General features: G+C 52.0%; 17 protein-coding genes and 1 other annotated feature. Of the genes, 5 read left to right on the top strand and 12 right to left on the bottom strand.

From position 1 onward, the window contains the following. The 4 genes from thrC to FXY30_RS04220 are packed head-to-tail and all read right to left on the bottom strand — an operon-like array spanning position 1 to position 5,030. The gene (gene thrC, locus FXY30_RS04235; RefSeq protein WP_071705458.1) at positions 1 to 1,521 is read right to left on the bottom strand and encodes a threonine synthase; all 1,521 of its coding nucleotides are present in this window, start codon (positions 1,519 to 1,521) and stop codon (positions 1 to 3) included. Beyond that, positions 1,512 to 2,729 carry a homoserine dehydrogenase gene (locus FXY30_RS04230; RefSeq protein ID WP_071705457.1) on the bottom strand — a complete coding sequence of 406 codons (1,218 nt, stop codon included), beginning with the start codon at positions 2,727 to 2,729 and terminating at the stop codon, positions 1,512 to 1,514. Before FXY30_RS04230 ends, thrC begins: the two co-directional genes overlap by 10 nt. 1 nt (position 2,730) lies before the next feature. Next, complete coding sequence (locus FXY30_RS04225; RefSeq protein WP_071705456.1) at positions 2,731 to 3,723, bottom strand: aspartate-semialdehyde dehydrogenase; 993 nt, start codon at positions 3,721 to 3,723, stop codon at positions 2,731 to 2,733. Continuing rightward, the gene (locus FXY30_RS04220; protein ID WP_071705455.1) at positions 3,720 to 5,030 is read right to left on the bottom strand and encodes an aspartate kinase; all 1,311 of its coding nucleotides are present in this window, start codon (positions 5,028 to 5,030) and stop codon (positions 3,720 to 3,722) included. The genes FXY30_RS04225 and FXY30_RS04220 overlap by 4 nt, the downstream gene beginning before the upstream one ends. Positions 5,031 to 5,385: 355 nt before the next feature. Here FXY30_RS04220 and FXY30_RS04215 point away from each other — a divergent pair, with 355 nt between their 5' ends. After that, entirely contained in the window at positions 5,386 to 6,021 is a 636-nt protein-coding gene (locus FXY30_RS04215) for an epoxyqueuosine reductase QueH (protein ID WP_071705454.1), read from the top strand. 3 nt (positions 6,022 to 6,024) lie between these two features. Here the strand turns inward: FXY30_RS04215 and FXY30_RS04210 are convergent, their stop codons facing one another. Further along, positions 6,025 to 6,618 carry a 5-formyltetrahydrofolate cyclo-ligase gene (locus tag FXY30_RS04210; protein ID WP_083428197.1) on the bottom strand — a complete coding sequence of 198 codons (594 nt, stop codon included), beginning with the start codon at positions 6,616 to 6,618 and terminating at the stop codon, positions 6,025 to 6,027. Positions 6,619 to 6,694: 76 nt separating this feature from the next. Here FXY30_RS04210 and FXY30_RS04205 point away from each other — a divergent pair, with 76 nt between their 5' ends. Next, entirely contained in the window at positions 6,695 to 7,150 is a 456-nt protein-coding gene (locus FXY30_RS04205) for a deoxycytidylate deaminase (protein WP_071705453.1), read from the top strand. 38 nt (positions 7,151 to 7,188) lie between these two features. Here FXY30_RS04205 and FXY30_RS04200 read toward each other — a convergent pair whose 3' ends face one another. From FXY30_RS04200 to FXY30_RS04175, 6 genes are all read right to left on the bottom strand, one after another. After that, positions 7,189 to 7,563, bottom strand: a complete 375-nt coding sequence (locus FXY30_RS04200) for a RidA family protein (protein WP_071705452.1) — start codon at positions 7,561 to 7,563, stop codon at positions 7,189 to 7,191. An 81-nt stretch (positions 7,564 to 7,644) separates the two neighbouring features. Next, positions 7,645 to 9,246, bottom strand: a complete 1,602-nt coding sequence (locus tag FXY30_RS04195) for a vWA domain-containing protein (protein ID WP_071706103.1) — start codon at positions 9,244 to 9,246, stop codon at positions 7,645 to 7,647. A gap of 227 nt (positions 9,247 to 9,473) precedes the next feature. Beyond that, positions 9,474 to 10,343, bottom strand: a complete 870-nt coding sequence (locus tag FXY30_RS04190; protein ID WP_071705451.1) for a MetQ/NlpA family ABC transporter substrate-binding protein — start codon at positions 10,341 to 10,343, stop codon at positions 9,474 to 9,476. An 85-nt stretch (positions 10,344 to 10,428) separates the two neighbouring features. Further along, a complete protein-coding gene (locus FXY30_RS04185) occupies positions 10,429 to 11,073 on the bottom strand; it encodes a methionine ABC transporter permease (RefSeq protein WP_071705450.1) in 645 nt (214 codons plus the stop codon). Further along, the gene (locus tag FXY30_RS04180) at positions 11,070 to 12,074 is read right to left on the bottom strand and encodes a methionine ABC transporter ATP-binding protein (RefSeq protein ID WP_071705449.1); all 1,005 of its coding nucleotides are present in this window, start codon (positions 12,072 to 12,074) and stop codon (positions 11,070 to 11,072) included. Before FXY30_RS04180 ends, FXY30_RS04185 begins: the two co-directional genes overlap by 4 nt. 78 nt (positions 12,075 to 12,152) lie before the next feature. Next, positions 12,153 to 12,378 (bottom strand) — a binding site (T-box leader). Positions 12,379 to 12,496: 118 nt separating this feature from the next. After that, on the bottom strand, positions 12,497 to 13,981 hold the full coding sequence (locus FXY30_RS04175) for an SLC13 family permease (RefSeq protein ID WP_197675352.1): 1,485 nt from the start codon (positions 13,979 to 13,981) through the stop codon (positions 12,497 to 12,499). Positions 13,982 to 14,134: 153 nt separating this feature from the next. On the opposite strand from FXY30_RS04175, the gene FXY30_RS04170 reads away from it, so the two are divergent. From FXY30_RS04170 to FXY30_RS04160, 3 genes are read left to right on the top strand one after another with little or no spacing between them, the layout of a single operon-like run. After that, on the top strand, positions 14,135 to 14,506 hold the full coding sequence (locus tag FXY30_RS04170) for a chorismate mutase (protein ID WP_071705447.1): 372 nt from the start codon (positions 14,135 to 14,137) through the stop codon (positions 14,504 to 14,506). Continuing rightward, positions 14,503 to 15,987, top strand: a complete 1,485-nt coding sequence (locus FXY30_RS04165; RefSeq protein WP_071705446.1) for a carbon starvation CstA family protein — start codon at positions 14,503 to 14,505, stop codon at positions 15,985 to 15,987. The genes FXY30_RS04170 and FXY30_RS04165 overlap by 4 nt, the downstream gene beginning before the upstream one ends. A gap of 42 nt (positions 15,988 to 16,029) precedes the next feature. Next, positions 16,030 to 16,905, top strand: a complete 876-nt coding sequence (locus FXY30_RS04160) for a polyphosphate kinase 2 family protein (RefSeq protein WP_097677421.1) — start codon at positions 16,030 to 16,032, stop codon at positions 16,903 to 16,905. Between the two features lie 6 nt (positions 16,906 to 16,911). Here the strand turns inward: FXY30_RS04160 and FXY30_RS04155 are convergent, their stop codons facing one another. Beyond that, positions 16,912 to 17,784 (bottom strand): pyridoxamine kinase, encoded by an 873-nt coding sequence (locus FXY30_RS04155; RefSeq protein WP_197675351.1) that lies wholly within the window; start codon positions 17,782 to 17,784, stop codon positions 16,912 to 16,914. Positions 17,785 to 17,879 lie beyond the last annotated feature (95 nt).

Raw genomic sequence — 17,879 nt, 5'->3', positions numbered from 1 at the left:
TCAGACTCCTTTCGAAAAAGACAACACGGCATCGGCTGCATCACACAGGCGAATACGTTGCGGTTGTCGCGCCTTACACTCGGCAAGATGCAAAAACGGAGCGGGAATAGAAGTGCCAGAAATTTGGGAAAGCGCCATCCACTGCTCTTCCAATGTTTTCGGCACCTCCCGATCCAGCGCGGAAAGCACGGTTTTTGTAAATTTGTAGGGACTTGCCGTGGAGAGAATGAGCCCGTAGGACGAGCCGTCCCCCTCGCTTTCGCGCCGATAGGTATCATAAACGGCCACGCCGCAGGCCGTATGCGGATCAATCACGATGTGATCCCGTTTTTTCGTCTCAGCAATCGTTCGGAACACCTCTTCTTCGTTCGCAAATTCCCAATACAGCCCTGCCATTTCTTGCGAAACCGAATCTTCGGTTTGTTTTTTCCGTGATTGCTCTTTTGTCGGAAGCACAAAACGCCGATCCTTTTGCAACGCCTCCATCAGGCCTTTTACGGTTTCGGCACTTCCCAGCTCATGATAGAGAAAGCGTTCCAAATTACTCGAAACCAGAATATCCATGGACGGACTTGTGGTTAAAACGAGCGGCCGATTGCTGTCATAGACACCTGTTTTTCCGAAATCGCTTAGCACATGGTTGCTGTTGGACGCGACAACGAGGGTTCCCAGCGGCAGCCCCATGCGTTTTACGTAATATCCCGCCAACAAATCGCCGAAATTTCCGGTCGGCACGGAAACATCCAACAAATCCCCGTATGCCATCTCTCCCTTTTTCACCAGCGCATGATAGGCCGTTATGTAATAGATCATCTGCGGCACCAGCCGCCCGATATTGATGGAGTTGGCGGAAGAAAGACGGATTCCGCTGCTTTTCAACGTCTTGGAAAGTGCGGCATCCTGAAAAAGGCTCTTCACAGCACGCTGGCAATCATCAAAATCGCCTTCCACGGCATACGCGAACACATTGTCCGCTTCCGTCGTGCACATCTGTCTTTCCTGCGCATCGCTGACCCCATCCGCCGGATAAAAAACCAGTACACCGAAGCCGGGAACGCCGCTGAAGCCTTCCATAGCGGCCTTGCCGGTATCGCCGGACGTAGCCGTCAAAATGAGCACGCGCTCTTGGTCTCCGACCACTTCCTGTGCAGCGCGCATCAGGTACGGAAGGGCAGAAAGCGCCACATCCTTAAACGCCAGCGTCGGTCCGTGCCAGAGCTCCAATAGCGCGCGACGATCCGACAGGAGCCGAACAGGGCAAACATCCGGGTCACGAAATCGATCCCCATAGGCGTTTTTTACAATCTGTGCAATCCGTTCTTTTCCCAGCGAAGGAAAATACAGCGCAAAAATGCGTTCCGCCACGTCGGCAAACGAAAGCTCCTGCCAAGATGAAAAATCGCATGTCGGGATTGTTTCCGGTACAAATAAGCCGCCGTCCGGTGCAAGACCCTGTAAAATCGCCTGCGCATCGCTCACGACAAGTGATTCGTTTCGTGTGGAGTGATAGTTCATGCCCATCGCAATACCATCCTTCCGGATTCTGCGAGCGCCACGGCACGTTTTTCCGTTACGTGCGCCCATTGCGCGCCGCAAGGAAGAACAAGCGCATCCACGTTTCTCTCTTTTTCCTCCGGCAAAAGGCCCGTATCCGGTGCGGATCCTGCACGCACCAAATACCGAGCGGCTTCTTCCCGCTCCGCTACCCCTTCTCCAGCCAGAGAAAGAGCGGGTGTCTCACGCGTAATGCGTAAGAGATCCGTCCATACCGCGTTCGCAGTTGCCTCCTGACCGCCGCCCAATCCCGAAAAACGCAGTGTGCCGCTGTGAGTGCCCTGCCATTGCGCCATATTGTAAATGCCGTCAACCTGCGCAAAGGGATCATCGGACGAAATGGCTTCCGGCATGACGCGAAGCGCCGTCAACGTCGGTGCAGGTGACGAGAAGCTGTCGGTAGAGCCATAGACCAGTTCCGCTTTCCCTCGTTCACACACCGCCATCAGCTTGATCACGCGCCCTGCCTTTTTAGCCAGTGCAAAATCCTCCGCATCCAGCGAAAGCATGCCGATGCGAGACACATTTTTGGTGGTCACGCTTCGATGCAACAGCATGCTCGCGACAATGGCGAGTTTTCGTTGTGCGTCGATCCCTTCCAAATCATCCCGGGGATCTTCTTCCAGAACGCCCAGCGTCTGCGCTTCTCGAATCGCCTCCTCGCGCGTTTTCCCATTCTGCATGGCCGTCAGTACATAGTTGGAACTGCCGTTAATAATGCCGCGAAACGCGATCACATCATTCACCGCCACCTGCAAGGTAAGCGGATCCAATAGCGGAATCCCGCCGGCAACCGCCGCTTCAAAGCGCAACCGTCCGCCGCCTTTTTCCGCCTTGGAAAGAAGATCGGCAAGCGAGTCCGCGAGTGCCGCTTTATTGGCCGTCACCACGCGCTTTCCCGCCGAAAGCGCCGTGGAAATGTACTGAATGGACTCTTTCGAGTCACTGGAAACTTCCACAATGGTATCAATGGAATCGTCGGTCACCAAACGCATGGCATCCGTGGTATAAAGCTCTTCCGGCGCAGGGATCGCACGCGGACGAATGGAGCGAACCGCAATGCCACCAAACGTAATCCCTTCGCCCGCGGAACGTTCGAGCGCCTCGCGTCGTTCGGTATAAAGGCCATACACACCCTGTCCAACCGTGCCGTAGCCAATCATGCCGATGCGCATCTTAGGCCTCCTTGACGTTACGCGAGAGCCAAGCTTCCGCAATCTGCACCGTATTGGTCGCCGCGCCTTTTCGAATATTGTCTGCCACACACCAGAGATGAACCGTATTGGGACGGGAAATGTCCCGACGAATACGCCCGACAAAAATGGTATCGCGGTGCTTGCAATCCAGCGGCGTCGGATACACGAGATTCGACGGATCGTCTTTCACGACCAGACCCTCCACAGAAGCGAGTGCCCGACGAATTTCCTCCACCAAAAAGTCCTTCTCCAGCTCCACGTCCATGGCCACACTGTGGCCGTAATCTACCGGCACGCGCACACACGTCGCCGTCACGGGAAGCTCGGGAAGATCTAAAATCTTTTGCGTTTCATGGATCATCTTCCATTCTTCTTTGGTGTATCCGTCCGGAAGGAAGACGTCGATACGGGGAATCACATTCTTCAGTAGCGGCACATCAAAGGTTGTCGTCGTTCCATTTTCCAGATCGTGCAAGCCCTTAACACCTGCACCGGCAGCGGCCTGATACGTGGAATACACGACGCGCTTTAATCCATAGGCATCCCGCAACACGCGCAATATGGCCATGCACTGAATGGTCGAACAGTTGGGGTTGGCGATTATCCCGTGATAGCCGTCGAGCACCTCGGGATTGACTTCCGGAACGACCAGCGGAATGCCTTCCACCTGTCGCCACTGCGAGCTGTTGTCAATCACGAGCACGCCCTGCTTTGCCGCGATGGGCGCAAATTGCGCGCTGGTAGATGCTCCTGCGGAAAAGAGGGCAAAATCGATTGGCCGAGAAAACGAGGATTCGGTCAGCTCTTCCACCACCCATTCCTGCCCCTGAAAAGGAAGCTTCTTGCCGGCGGATTTTTTCGTTGCCAAGGGAAATAGCTCTTGCACGGGAAAATGACGTTCCTCCAACACCTTGAGCATCGTTCGTCCCACTAAGCCCGTCGCACCGACGACCGCTACGTTATAGCGTTTCATAGTTCCTCCTTGAAAAATTCGCGATACAAGGCACCAATCGCCTTCGCAAAATCATCTTTGGCCACGCCAATGATGATGTTAAGCTCACTGGCCCCCTGCAAAATCATGCGCACCGAAATGCCTGCCTTGCCAAGAGCGGTGAAAAGCCGAGCCGCAACGCCCGCGCGCTTGGCCATGCCTTCGCCGACCACCGCCAATAAGGTGATGTAATCCTCCACGGCGATGGCATCCGGTTCACAGAAAATTGAGATTTCTTCCAGTATCTTTTTCTGCTTGCTGCGGAAGGGATCTTCTCGAACGATGACCGACACCGTATCAATCGAAGAGGGCATGTGTTCCACGGCACAGCCGTTCGCTTCAAAAACGGAGACCAGACGACGTAAAAAGCCGGAATCGCCGGCCGCATGGCGTTTTTCCACATGCACGAGCATGAAGCCGTTTTTGCCGGAAATACCGGTCACGATGCGCGGCGAATCCTCTTTTTTCGGTACAATGCGCGTCCCCGGCTCATTCGGTGCATTGGTATTGCGAATATGAATCGGCACCCCGGCATGATGCGCCGGATAGACCGCATCTTCATGCAAAACCTGCGCGCCCATATAACTTAATTCATGCAATTCTTCGTAGGTGATGACTTCGATGGGTTTCGGATCGTTTACAATGCGCGGATCTGCCGCCAAGAAGCCGGAAACATCCGTCCAGTTTTCATATACCGGCGCATGCAGCGCGGCTGCCAAAATCGATCCCGTAATATCGGAACCGCCACGCGAAAAGGTGACAATATCGCCATTCTCTTTGGCGCCGTAAAATCCCGGCACAACAAAATGACCCTCTTTTAACACTTCTGCGGTCAGTGCCAAGCTGGTTGGTAAGTCCAGACTGCCGGATTCATCGAAGCGTATGATTTTCGCTGCATCCACGAAATGAAAATTAAGGGCTGCAGCCAAGAGCTTGGCCGAAAGATATTCGCCGCGACTGGCAGCATAATCCGCTGACGCACCGGCAAAGATACGCCGCTTTACTTCTTCCAAATCTCTTTCGAGCGGATAGGCCAACCCCAAAGCATCCCGAATCGTCAAATAGCGCTCCGCAATGGAGGAAAACACCTCGTTGCCGCCCATATCAATAGTTGCCAGCTGATGCGTAAGATAGAGCATGTCGGTCACTTTATGTCCGCCCGGCGTTCGTTTCCCCGGAGCCGAAACCACGATCACGCTTCGCTCCTTCTCTGCGCGGATAATGTCCATTACTTTTCGAAACTGGGCAGCATCCGCCAACGACGAACCGCCGAATTTTGCAACCTTCATGTATCCTCCTTATTGCCGGCAAACACTTATTCCGCTTTCCGGCATTCAATCTGCCATAGGAAAGTACTCTCCGTGCGCAGGCATCCGCTCGCATAGCAAGGACGCCTTTTCTATTCCTACAGTGTATCGGTTATTCGTAGGGGCGTCAATGGATTTTCATTCGCTTTCCCCGATTTTTATTCTATTATTTGCTCTTGGAACCCGGCTTGCATCTTACGCATTGGGCAAATCTGCTTTTTGCGGTAGAATAGCGACAAGACGGATTGCCGGGCCTACGCGAAACGGTTCAGCGCACCTATATCTTATGCAAGGTAACAGAGGCCTCTACGGACGCCATAAAGAAGGAAAGTAACGAATGGAAAAGGTGAATTACCAAAAAAAGCTGGAGAAAACCCTGGAAGCCCTGGAACGCACACAAGAAGTGCCACGCCTCCTCTTGCACAGCTGTTGCGGACCGTGCAGCAGCTATGTGCTCGAGTATCTGTCCCGCTATTTTGAAATCACGGTGTATTATTTTAATCCGAATATCTATCCGCCGGAAGAATATGCGTTCCGCGAACAGGAGCAAAAACGGTTGCTTTCAGCCATGCCTTCTCCCCATCCCCTTCATTTTCTGCCGGCTGCCTATCATCCGGAGGACTATTTTGCGGCTGTAAAAGGCATGGAAGACCTGCCGGAAAAAGGCGACCGCTGCCGTGTCTGCTTCACACTGCGTCTGGAAGCCACGGCGAAGGTCGCCAAAGAACAAGGTTTCGATTACTTTACCACGACGCTTTCGCTCTCGCCGCATAAAAATGCAGAATTGCTAAATGAAATCGGGGGCACCTTAGCCGAACAATATGGCGTGTCGTATCTCTTTTCCGACTTCAAAAAGAAAAACGGTTTCAAGCGTTCCACGGAGCTGAGCGCCCAATACGGCATGTATCGCCAGGACTATTGCGGGTGTCTCTTTTCCTACCGCGCACGGCACGTCGAAAAGCCGAACGCATAATACTTATTTTGCGCGCCAAGTCCCCTCTTCCGTCACCACAACGGGAAGCGGCACATCCCAAGGATCCATGGGCACGCTCTCCGAAAGCAGTTTGTGAAAACAGACCAACGCCGTATCGCCTGTGTAGTCGGCTAAAAAGCGATCATAAAAGCCGCCGCCACGCCCCAGACGTTCCCCCGCAAGCGTTGCACTGAGACAGGGTACCACGGTAAAATCTACGTCCTGCGGCGATACCGTGGGAGCATCTTCCGGCGGTTCCGGAATGCCGAAACGGCTTTTCTTCAATGTATCCAACGAGGTGATGGGATGAAGCGCCATCTTCCCCATCGCAAGAACACGCGGAACCACAAGGGTCTTCCCATCCGCAAGAATGGCATCTAACAAGGTCGACGTATTCAACTCCCGTTCCATCGATACAAAGCAAAAAACGGTTTTGGCCTTTTGATATTCCGGCAATTGCCGGATCGCGTCGCAAATGGTCTTACTGGCTTCTTGCAGATAGGTTTCTTCCAAAGCCTTCCAACGATTCTTAATCTCCTGACGAAAGGCCTTCTTTTCTTCTTTTGCCCGGGAAGGGGCGGAATGCATATCGTTCATGTGCTTCTCCTTTTTTCCGAAGTATGGTTCATCTCATGTTAAAATGGTAGCACAACCGAGCGGCAAGGAGGATTCTATGGCACGCAAAAGCTGGAACCAATACTTTATGGAAATGGCACGAACCGTTGCGGAACGCGGCACCTGTGACCGAGCTTACGTGGGCTGTGTGCTGGTAAACGCGGAGCATCGTATCGTCTCCACGGGGTACAACGGCTCTGTTGCAGGCAATCCGCACTGTGACGAAATCGGTCACACCATGCGCGACGGTCATTGCATTGCCACCATTCATGCTGAAATGAACGCGCTGCTCTATTGCGCCAAGTCGGGCATTTCGGTCAACGGCTGCACCTGCTATGTCACCCATTTCCCCTGTCTCAACTGTACGAAATCCTTAATCCAGGCGGGAATTCAAAAAATCTACTATCGGGAATGCTATCGCATGGACGACTATGCGATCGAACTGTTGGAGCGCAATCATATTCCGTATGAACAGCTGAAAGACGAAAACGAAGAAGCGGCCGACCACCGGTAGGTGTTCGACCGCTTTGCGGTATTATGCCGTCTTGTACATTACGCTTCGATTTCCGCGATGACCTCAATCTCGCAAAGGGCCCCTTTTGGAATATCCTTCACCGCGATGCAACTTCTGGCCGGCGTGTTCGTGAAATAGTCCGCATACACCGCATTAAAGGCGGCGAAATCGTTGATGTCGGCAAGGAAGCAAAGGGTTTTTACAACGTGCGTCATATCCGTTCCCGCCGCTTCCAAAATCGCTTTTACGTTCTCACAGCTCTGTTTTGTCTGCTCTTCAATCGTCTTGGGCATCTCGCCGGTTTCCGGATTGACCGGCAGCTGTCCCGAAGTATATACCAGATTTCCGGTAATTTGTGCCTGCGCATAGGGGCCGATGGCTCCCGGCGCTTTTTTCGTATCTACAACCTTCATCATAATCTCCTCTCTGTGTGCGTTCACACATTCGTGATCACTTTCAGCATAACGAGAAGGATATGGAATGTAAAGAGCGTTCTACTTGCTGTCCGGATGGACGCTTTCTTCCAGACGATTGGTATCTTCTTGCTGCGATTGGTTGTTCCCCCCTTTGTTGGAATAGTCTTTCCAATAGTCACTGCTCGGATTGACGCGACTCGTCATCGGAATCACCGCAACGGTCTCTCCGAGGCGAGGGGTAATGGCTGCAAAATAGTCTTGGGATTCCTTCTCTCTCTTGGCAGCTTCTTCTTCAAAGAGAGCGGTAATTTTTTGATAGCGCTCCTCAATCAGCGTCCGCAGTTTCTTTTCCACCTGACTTCCGGAGGGAAAAAGGCCCACATCCGGCGCACCGGCATAGGAAAGTAGCGTGGTCAGAGAATTTTTCTCCGCAATGGGTCCATTTTGTAAGTGAATTTTGTTATGGGATAAGCACCCCGTATGAAAACCCTTGAGCGTATTCAACAGCGCTGTGTCCAGCTCCTGCCATTTATAGGTAGAATAGGCCAGCTCATGGATGGTTTGCAATTCTCCGGTCAGACTTGCCGCGTCATTTGCCGAGGCATAGTATCCTCCGGCAGCATCCGCAATCTGTTTTAGTACGAGATTTTGGTTTGCATCGACGTTAAAGCCGATGATACCGAGAACGATATTGGTGTGATCTCCTTTCAACTTCTTGGCCATGGCGACCGGATCGCCGCCACACGTTTCGATGCCATCCGTGACAATAAAAAGAATATTGAGATCTTTTTCTCCCTTAAAGGAAGATAGATCGTTCACCCCTTCTTCAATGGATTTGGCAATGCAGGTCCATCCGGTCGGGTTGATCGGTTTCAGCGACGTCTCCAATTTTTTCTTGTCCAACGTTTCCATCGGATGAAGAAGCTCACACGCCGCACAGGATTCCTGTTTTCCGCTTTCCTCATTATTCCCCTTGTGGCCGAAAACGCGAAGCCCCACTTTTGCCTTTTCCGGCATTTTGGAAAGCACGTCGCCAATGGACTGCTTAGCAATCTCCATCATGGTTTTTCCATCAATGGTATTGGCCATGGAACCGGAACAATCCAGAGCGATTTCGAGATTGACATTGACATTTTCATTGATTTTTTTATGGGTGAAAGGGTCTTCCCCATCTTTCTTGAACACCACGTAGGAATAGCGTTCAATCGGTTCAAAAACCGGATAATCATTGCCGGCAATATAGAGGAACTGTTGAAAAAGATGCTGTATTTCTTTATCGCTTGCATCTTCGGTCAGCTTCGGCGCAATCTTTTTGACTTCTTCTTTCACCTGCTGATTCCAGGTTTTAACATTTTCCTGGTAGTGTTCTTCATAGACGCTGGGAAACCTGCAAATCCCACCGGCCGCATCGACAATGGCATCATAGGTATAGTTCACCGCAGGTAAGGGCCCATTGACCCCTTCTTTTCGCTGGTAATCCTCTTCCGATTTTCCTTGTTGAGCAGAGTCCGTTTCCTGCTCGCCTTTGTCAGAGGAAGATTTTGCAGTGTCCTCCTTTTTTTCTGTCGTAACTGCCTTCTGCGCGTCGTCGCTGCGGGATTCCTTCTTATTTGTGCAGCCACTTGCCAGGAGCAAGAGAGCAAGCGAGATGCTTATGATGGAAACAAGCTTTTTTTTCATGATCGTCACCCTTTCTTCCGCGTGGAACGTCATTGCTAAGCCCTTGGATTTTCTGTCTATCCTTGTTTAGAAAATTCTATCGTTATCGTCGTCTTTCCTTGTTAAGAATTTCGCCTTCTCTTTTTAATTTTCTGTAAAGTTTCTCGTGGAAAATTCGCCCCTCGAAAAACAAAAAAAGCGGCCGCCCATGCGACCGCTTTTTGGATATTCATATAGAAACGACTGCTTTAGAATGCCGGAACGATAGCACCCTGGTACTTGTCGTTGATGAATTTTTTCACCGTTTCGGACTGCAGTTCTTCCATCAGAATTTTGAATTTTTCTTCGTTCTCTTCCCCTTCGCGCACCGCAACGATATTGGCATAGGGGCTGTCTTTATCTTCGATGACCAAATTGTCTTTGATCGGATTGAGGTTTTCTGCCAGCGCAAAATTGGAATTGATCAGCGCGAGATCAGCATCCTGATAGGTGCGCGCCAAGGCAGCCGCTTCCATCGGAACAAAGGTCAATTTCTTGGGATTTTCCGTGATATTGGCTTCGGTCACGTTAATGTTGGTCGGGTCATCCAATTTGATGAGATTGTGTTTCGCCAGCAGCAGCAGCGCACGCGCACCGTTAGAAACATCATTCGGAATAAGAACCTTGGCGCCTTCCGGCAGCTCTTCCAACGATTTGTATTTGGTGGAATAGGCAGCCAGCGGTTCCAGATGGACGGCGCCGATGCTGACCAATTTCAGGTTGTTTTCTTTCTTGAAGGCATCCAGATACGGCAGATGTTGGAAGAAGTTGGCGTCGATTTCGCCACTGGCAAGAGCCTGGTTGGGAATCACATAGTCATCAAACGTGACAATTTCCAGGTTAATACCGCGCTTGGCAAGATTGTCTTTCACCGCTTCCACGATTTCTGCGTGCGGAACCGGGCTGACGCCGATTTTAATGGTCTGTTGTTCTGCGCCGCTCGAGGCTTCCTGTGATACGGAGGATTCCGGTGCAGCGCTTTGCGCCTCTTTCGAGTCGTCCTTCTTCGGAGCGGAATTTCCGCAGGCCGTAAAGATAAGGGCCAGTGCAAAAAGCAGTGCTAAAAGTGATTTTTTCATGATGTTCTCCTTTTTGTTCAGCAGCCGAACGGCGGCCAGGCCGCTCGGACACTCTTTTGTTTCGTTCCGTTTTGTTTTCCTACAATTACCGTTTATCAATAGACCGGGCAAGCTTGTTGCCCGCGAGTTGGATGATCTGTACGAGCAGCACGATGACAATGACAGAAGCCCAAAGCAAATCTTCCTGACGTCGATAGTAGCCGTAGCGTTGCGCTACCGCACCCAAGCCACCGCCACCGAGCGCACCCGCCATAGCCGTATAGCCGATAAGGTTAATGATGGTTGTGGTCATGGCTTGAATGAGGCTCGGAAGCGCCTCCGGAAGCAGTACCTGAAAGATAATCTGTCGATTGGTGGAACCCATCGCCTTTGCCGCTTCCACAATTCCGCCTTCCACGCCGTTTAATGCCGTTTCCACCAGCCGCGCGAAGAACGGCGCCGCAGAGGCGGCCAGCGAAAAGATCGTAGCTGTCGAGCCGATGGTCGTGCCGATGATCGCGCGCGTCACAGGAATGAGCAGGATCATCAAAATAACGTATGGGATGGAGCGAGCGATGTTGACAATGACATCCACCACACGGTAGAGTACCGGCTTTTCCGACAGCCCGCCCTCTTGCGTCAGATAGAGCAGAATGCCTATCGGTGTGCCTATGATAAAGGCAAAGGCGGCTCCGAAAAAGACCATGTAAAACGTCTCCAATGTGGCCTGCGTGAGAATTTCCGTTATCATTTCATCACCTCCACATCCACTTGTTTTCGAAAGGCATCTAAGGCGCACATTCGATCCGCCTCCTGTCCCGTCAATTCAATGATCGTATAGCCGATCTCGCCCTGACGGAACGTATCAATGTTCGCCGACAGAATAGAGATGCCGACCGGAAACTGTTTCAACACATCGGCAATCAGCGAATGCTGAATGGTTTCCTTCCGGTATGTGAGCTTCACCACGTCCCCTGCAAACTCTCGATTGCGCAAAAAGCCGAATTCGTCGGCATCTTGCAATTTGGAAATGAAGGACTTGGTCACCGAATGCTTCGGTTGAAAGAAGAGATCCCGTGTGGTGCCCATCTCGACGATTTCTCCATCCGCCATAACTGCGATACGATCACAAATTTCCTTTGCCACTTCCATTTGATGCGTAATCATGACGATGGTCGTTTTGTAGGTCTGCGCCAAGTCACGCAAAAGCTCCAGAATGGATGCCGTATTTTTCGGATCCAGTGCGGACGTTCCTTCATCGGAAAGCAGGATCTTGGGTTGCAGCGCCATCGCTCGGGCAATCGCCACGCGCTGTTGCTGCCCTCCGGAGAGCTCCGACGGATAGGCGTTTGCGCGATCGGCAAGGCCGATAAACTGCAGCAGCTCGTCCGTTCTGGCCTTCGTCTTCTCTTTGCTCCATCCTGCAATCTGCATGGGATAGGCGATGTTCTTGCGTATGCTTTTCTGTCGGAAAAGATTGAATGACTGAAAAATCATTCCGATCTCTTTTCGCGCCTGCAACAGCTCCTGCGCATTTAACTTGGTTACCTCCACATCGTCGATGGCAATGTGTCCGGATGTCGGTTCTTCCAAACGATTCAATAGTCGAACCAATGTAGATTTTCCGGCGCCGCTCAATCCGATGATGCCGAAAATTTCGCCTTCGCCTACTTCAAAGGAAACATCGCGAACGGCATGCAATACGCCGTTGTCAGCGCTAAATTCTTTACTGACGTGTTCTACGCGAATCATTCATTCCTCCTCTCTTTCTTCTTTTTTTTAGCCATATGGTATTGTCCGTAGAGCAATAAAAAACGCCCCTTGTCAATGACAAAGGACGAAAAAAATTCCGCGGTACCACCTTACTTCGCATCCAACGATGCGCACCTTCAAGCACAAGCATGCTCTAACTCTATAACGGGAGTTCCCGTACAACCCTAAGATCGAATTGTCCCATCCGAGGCCATGTTCCTCTCGACTCCCACGCGCCCTTCTCAGCTACCGGGCTTCTCTGTAACGCTTCTTTCGAAAGTACTCTTCTCTTCCGCTGGTTTGTTATGAAGTTGTGGATACTATACGCGAGGGAAAATCATTTGTCAAGCCTATTCTGCTTTTTTTTCTGTTTTTTTTCGAAGACGCCCACAGGCCCGTCCGACACACGGTTACGCCCATTCCTAACCGAGAAAGAGCGCATTCAAGCAGCAGGCCCATGCGCTTGCGACCACAACACCTATAAGCATTGCCAAAAATCCATAGCGCATCATCTGACGCGTCGTGGTCCATCCGCTGGATCCCGCAATAGCGACACAGGGCATGGCGGGAGGAGTGGCGAAGGCGTAGGCGCTGAGCATCCCGATCATAGAAAGCAGCAATTCCCCGGAGATGCCTAACAGTTGAGGCAACGCACCGATCGCAGCAGCGCTGACGACGGTTGCGGTCACCATGTTGGAAGAAAGATTGGTCTGCAAAGAGGCCCAGAGAGCGAAAAAGAAAAAGAGCAATGCGGGAGAAAAGGAAGAAGCAAGAGACGACAAATGGGCTGCAAGCCAATCGCTCCACCCGATGGTGGGCTGTGTCAGGGCCCAACCCAATGCGCCCGTTCCGGCACACATAAGAATCGCCGGCCAGGCGATGCCCTCCCGGAATGCTTTGTCCAAGTATAGTAAAGGCTTGCCGTCGTCGGAGAAAAGCGCGAGCATCACGCACCCGATCAGCGGCGGAAAGGCAGGACCGAGACGATGCAACGTAGAAAAAAGTTGCTGCACGCCTTGGAGCGGGATCAGGCGAACAAGGAGATCGGGCGCAATCCACAAAAAGAGCACAAAGAGAAAGACGCCGACAACTTTACGCGCACGATGCATTTGGCCATCGGTATACTGCGATGTCAAAGCACGCTCGTCCAAAGAATCAACCGTAGAAACCTCCTCCGCATTTTTCTCTTGGAAAAGGCGTTCCTTCAAGCGTTCCGCCCGATCCGGATGAAAGGCGTTTGGATCCGGGTGCAATAGAAGACGAAAGAGCAGAAGCATACCGGCTGCCGTCACCAATCCGACGGGAACGGCAAGCAGAAGGTAGCGTCCCACGCTGACGGGCACGCCGGCATACACTTCATAGGCATTCATGGCAATGAGCGGAAACACATGGGCAATCGGCGTCATGCCGGAAGAAATGCCCGTCATGATCACGGTGCCCATCATGAGCAGGGCTGCCGCGGGATCGCCCTTTTTTAAGCCCAATACGGCATACATTTCTTCCAACATAGGCAGGTATAAGAAGAAAAGCACGGTCGGAGAGATGAAAGAGCCGAGAAAGAGAATGCCTGCAAAGTAGAGCGCTACAAAATGCCACGGCCCTCGCCTTGCCGGCCGACAGGTAATAAACGCCACGGCAATGCGACGAAGAACGCCGGTTTCCGCCAGCGCGTGCGTCAAGACAAAGGTAAAGAGCAAACAGAGAACGGTCGGACTGCCGAACGAGGCGGCAAAAACATCCGCCGTCTTCCATTCCGGCACGGTCATGAGGCCGGCAAGGAGAACCAGAGATGGCCAGTCGATGGCCACAAAGAGCCAGAGCAGCAGAACGCCGATAAAAAGCCCCAACACTGTCATCGCGCTTTCGGACATGCCCGAAAACGGAGGAAGAAAATGAAATAAGAGCATTAGAGCGAGGGAACATCCAATCCAAAATTTTCTTCGTAACGAAGTGTTTTGCATAATCGATTTTCCCCTTTCCGCCTATCGCGTTCGCGCCCGTTTTTTCTGTGTTAACAATGCTATAATAAGCGAAAACCCGGAAAGAAAAAAGGAGACGACATGGCGACGAGCAAAAAGAGCACAAAGTCGAGCGAACAGAAATCGAACGCTGCGCTGGCGTCATCTTCCTCGGATACGCTGGAATCACTGCGTCGTCAAATCGATGCGATCGATCGGCAAATGGCCCGTCTTTTTGAAGAACGTATGCGGCTCTCACGGACCATCGGCGCGTGGAAAAAGGCGACGGGCAAACCCGTCCGCGACGAAAAACGGGAAGCGGAAATGTTGGCATCCCACCGTCAATGGATAAAAGATGTCTCGTTACGCGAAAGCTATGGCACATTTCTACAGGGTATTCTTCAACTGTCCCGTGATACACAACACCATGATCTTCTCGAACAGCGTGATCATGAGGAAGGAGATTGCCCATGATCACCTTCCTTTGCGGCTTATTGATTCTTGTCCTCGGTGGTGCCGTATATGCACTTTTTATCGAACGCCTGTTTTCTCCGGATGATCGACTCACGCCGGCGATTGCCCGTGCGGACGGCATTGATTTTACCGGTATGCCGACGTGGAAAAATGCACTGATCGAACTGTTAAGCATCACGGGTACCGGGGTCATTTTGGGTTCCATTCAAGCCGTACTGTTCGGGCCCATTGCCTTTTTGCTCATTCCGCTGGCCAATATCTTCGGTGGCGCCGTACACAACTATCTCACCGGTATGATTGCCATGCGCAATCGCGGGATGCAAATGCCCGGCCTGGTGGAAAAATATCTCGGCCTCGGCGTTTCCCGCATTTTTCTCTTTTTACTGATGGCGCTTCTGTTTTCAACCGGTGTGGTGCTGCTCTACACGACCGGCGATTACATCGGCCAATCCTTCCCCACATCCCTATCACGCGAAGCCGGACTTTATCTCTTGCTTTATGTAGGGCTCCTCGTTTACTTCATCGTGACAACGCTCTTTCCCATTGATCGCACCATCGGGCGCATCTATCCGCTCTTCAGCATGGTTCTCTTTGTGACAACCCTGGCGCTTTTCCTCGGCATTCTGCGGGACGGTCTCGGTTCTCTTCCGGAAATCACCAAAGTGACGGCGATTCCCTCTCTCGGACAGGGGCGCGTGCTTCCGGTCTTTTTTATTACGCTTGCGCACGCCATTCTTTCGGGTCTGCATGCGAGCCAAAGCACACTGGTCGCTCGCACGGTTTGTAAAGAATCGGATGGCCGCGCCGTCTTTTTTTACACCATGTTGGCCGAAGGCTTTCTTTCTATGTGTTGGGCGGGAGGTGCCATGATCCTCTTGGCTCGTCATCCGAATCTCGTAAACACGCTGGAGCCGGTCGCGCTTGTCGGTGCCGTCTCCCGCGAATTTTTAGGTGGCTGGGGCGATTTTTTCGCCCTCCTCTGCCTTTTCGTTTTGCCCATCACAACGGGCGATACCGTATTTCGTGCCATTCGTCTGATCTTTGGTGAATTGTTTCACGTGAATCAGCGGCTCCCATGGAAGCGATTTGTCACGACCGTTTGCGTTTTCCTGCCCGCTCTTTTTCTTCTCGTTCTGGCCAAAACTAACATCTACGGTTTTTCTCGCTTATGGCGCTATTACGGCTTTCTCAGTCAGGTGGTGGCCACGTTTGGCCTCGCCATGGCGAGTGTATATCTCCATGCGCACTATAAAAATTATTGGGTGGCCTTTTTGCCTATGTTGGCCACCTGCTTCATTGCCACCTCCTATATTTTGCACGCGCAGGGTGGACTGCAACTGGACGCGCTGCTCGGAAATCCGGAAAGCTACCGCGCATCTTATACACTGGCTTTTCTCTTTACCCTCCTGATCGGCATGCTGGTGCGCCGCCATGCCGTAGAACATTCGCATGCCATCCGCATACGCGAAGAGGAGCGCTGATAACAAGAAAAGGAATTCTGAAGTAAAAGAAAGGAAATTAGGATGAGTGAACAGAAAACGTTGGACACGAAGCGCTATTTAGTCGATGGAGACACTTTTTCTCTAGCCAAACACGATCCCGGTGATCGACAGGGATGGAAGAAAAAAGAAGGGCAAGCTGCCTTGCATGCCAATCAGGAAGAAATGTTCATCTTACAACAAAAACTCTATGCCGAGAACAAACAAGCGCTCATTCTGGTCTTTCAAGCCATGGATGCCGCCGGAAAAGACGGATGCATCAAGCACGTTATGCGCGGCTTGAATCCCCAAGGAACCCACGTGGTGTCGTTTAAGCAGCCCTCCAGCGAAGAGTTGGATCGCGATTATCTTTGGCGCATCAACCGCGCGCTTCCTCGACGTGGCGAGATCGGGATTTTTAACCGTTCGCACTACGAAGAAGTGGTGGTCACGCAGCTGCATAATCTGGTCGAAAACCAGCAGCTTCCCGATTTTGTATTGGAAAAGCCGATCTGGAAAGAACGCTATCGGCAAATCGGCGATTGGGAACGCTATTTATACGAGCAGGGCTACCACATCGTAAAATTCTTCCTGCATATCTCAGAGGAAGAACAGCGCCAGCGTCTCCTCGCGCGCATTGAAGAAAAAGATAAAAACTGGAAATTTTCCGCCGGTGATATTGCCGAGCGAGAGCATTGGGACGAATACCAGAAGCTCTATGAAAAAGCATTGCAAAAAACCTCGACCAAAGCGTGCCCCTGGTATGTCATCCCCGCGGATCACAAGTGGTTCTCCCGTCTTCTCGTATCCCAAATCGTACGGGAAACCTTGGAACAGATGGATCCGCAGTATCCCCGCCTTTCTCCGGAAGAGGAGAGCCGTTTAGGGGAGTGGCGCGAGGTCCTGGAGTCGCAGGCGTAGAGTTCTCTACGCTTCCAGCATTTTTACCAAACGCCCCAGAACGGGTTCAAAGCGCGCACCGTACCAGTGGTCGGGATCCTTATGCGTTTCTTCCAGGGCGAGGCAAGTGAAATCAGCGGCGAGCCTTGCCGCTTCGCCCAGCGATTTCCCGCGCACATGCGCACCAACGAATACGGATGCAAATATATCCCCCGTGCCATGCGAGCCGGGTGTAAGAAGAGCATGTGTGTACCATTCTTCTCCGGCTTCGCCCATCACGAGCACACCGGTAGTATCCGGCTTTGTGCTGACGCCAGTTAACACCACATTTTTCGTGCCGAACGCCAGCAGCTTTTCCGCCAATGTATGCATCCATGCCGCGTCCCCCTCTTCTCGATACGGGGTATCGGTCAATAAACATGCCTCGGTGATATTGGGCAGAAGCACATCCGCGATGGGCAACAGGGTTTTCATAGCGTCCACAAAAGCCGAATCAAAACCGACGTAGAGTTTTCCGTGATCGGCCATGGCCGGATCGATATACGTTTTAGCGCCCGGTACAAGCACGTTCTGCGCGAGCTCCTTCACCAGCTCGATTTGTTGGACATTGCCCAAATAGCCCGTATAGAGAGCATCAAACAGCAGCCCCTGCTGTTTCCAGTTTTCCATTATCGAAGGGATGTCCTCGGTCAGGTCTCGAAACGTAAAGGTGGAAAAACCCGTATGTGTGGAAAGGACGGCGGAAGGCAGCACGCACGTTTCCATCCCGCAGGCGGAAAGAATGGGCAATGCCACGGTCAGCGAACACTGCCCCACGCAGGAGATATCCTGCATCGTCAAGATACGCGGGGTGGGCGCACTTTTTTGTGGTTGCTGTTTCATGCTCTTTTTTTGTTGCATAGCTTTCCTTTCTCGTGACGGGTCACGTAGCGATCACAACCTCTCGTCGCTGTGCCATAATGCTCTTTTTTCCTGTCGTACTTTGGATTTTCTTT

Source organism: Murdochiella vaginalis (assembly GCF_902381775.1).
GTDB lineage: Bacteria > Bacillota > Clostridia > Tissierellales > Peptoniphilaceae > Murdochiella > Murdochiella vaginalis.
The sequence above is the reverse complement of the archived record's forward strand: the minus strand, read 5'-3'. Positions and strand labels throughout refer to the sequence as shown.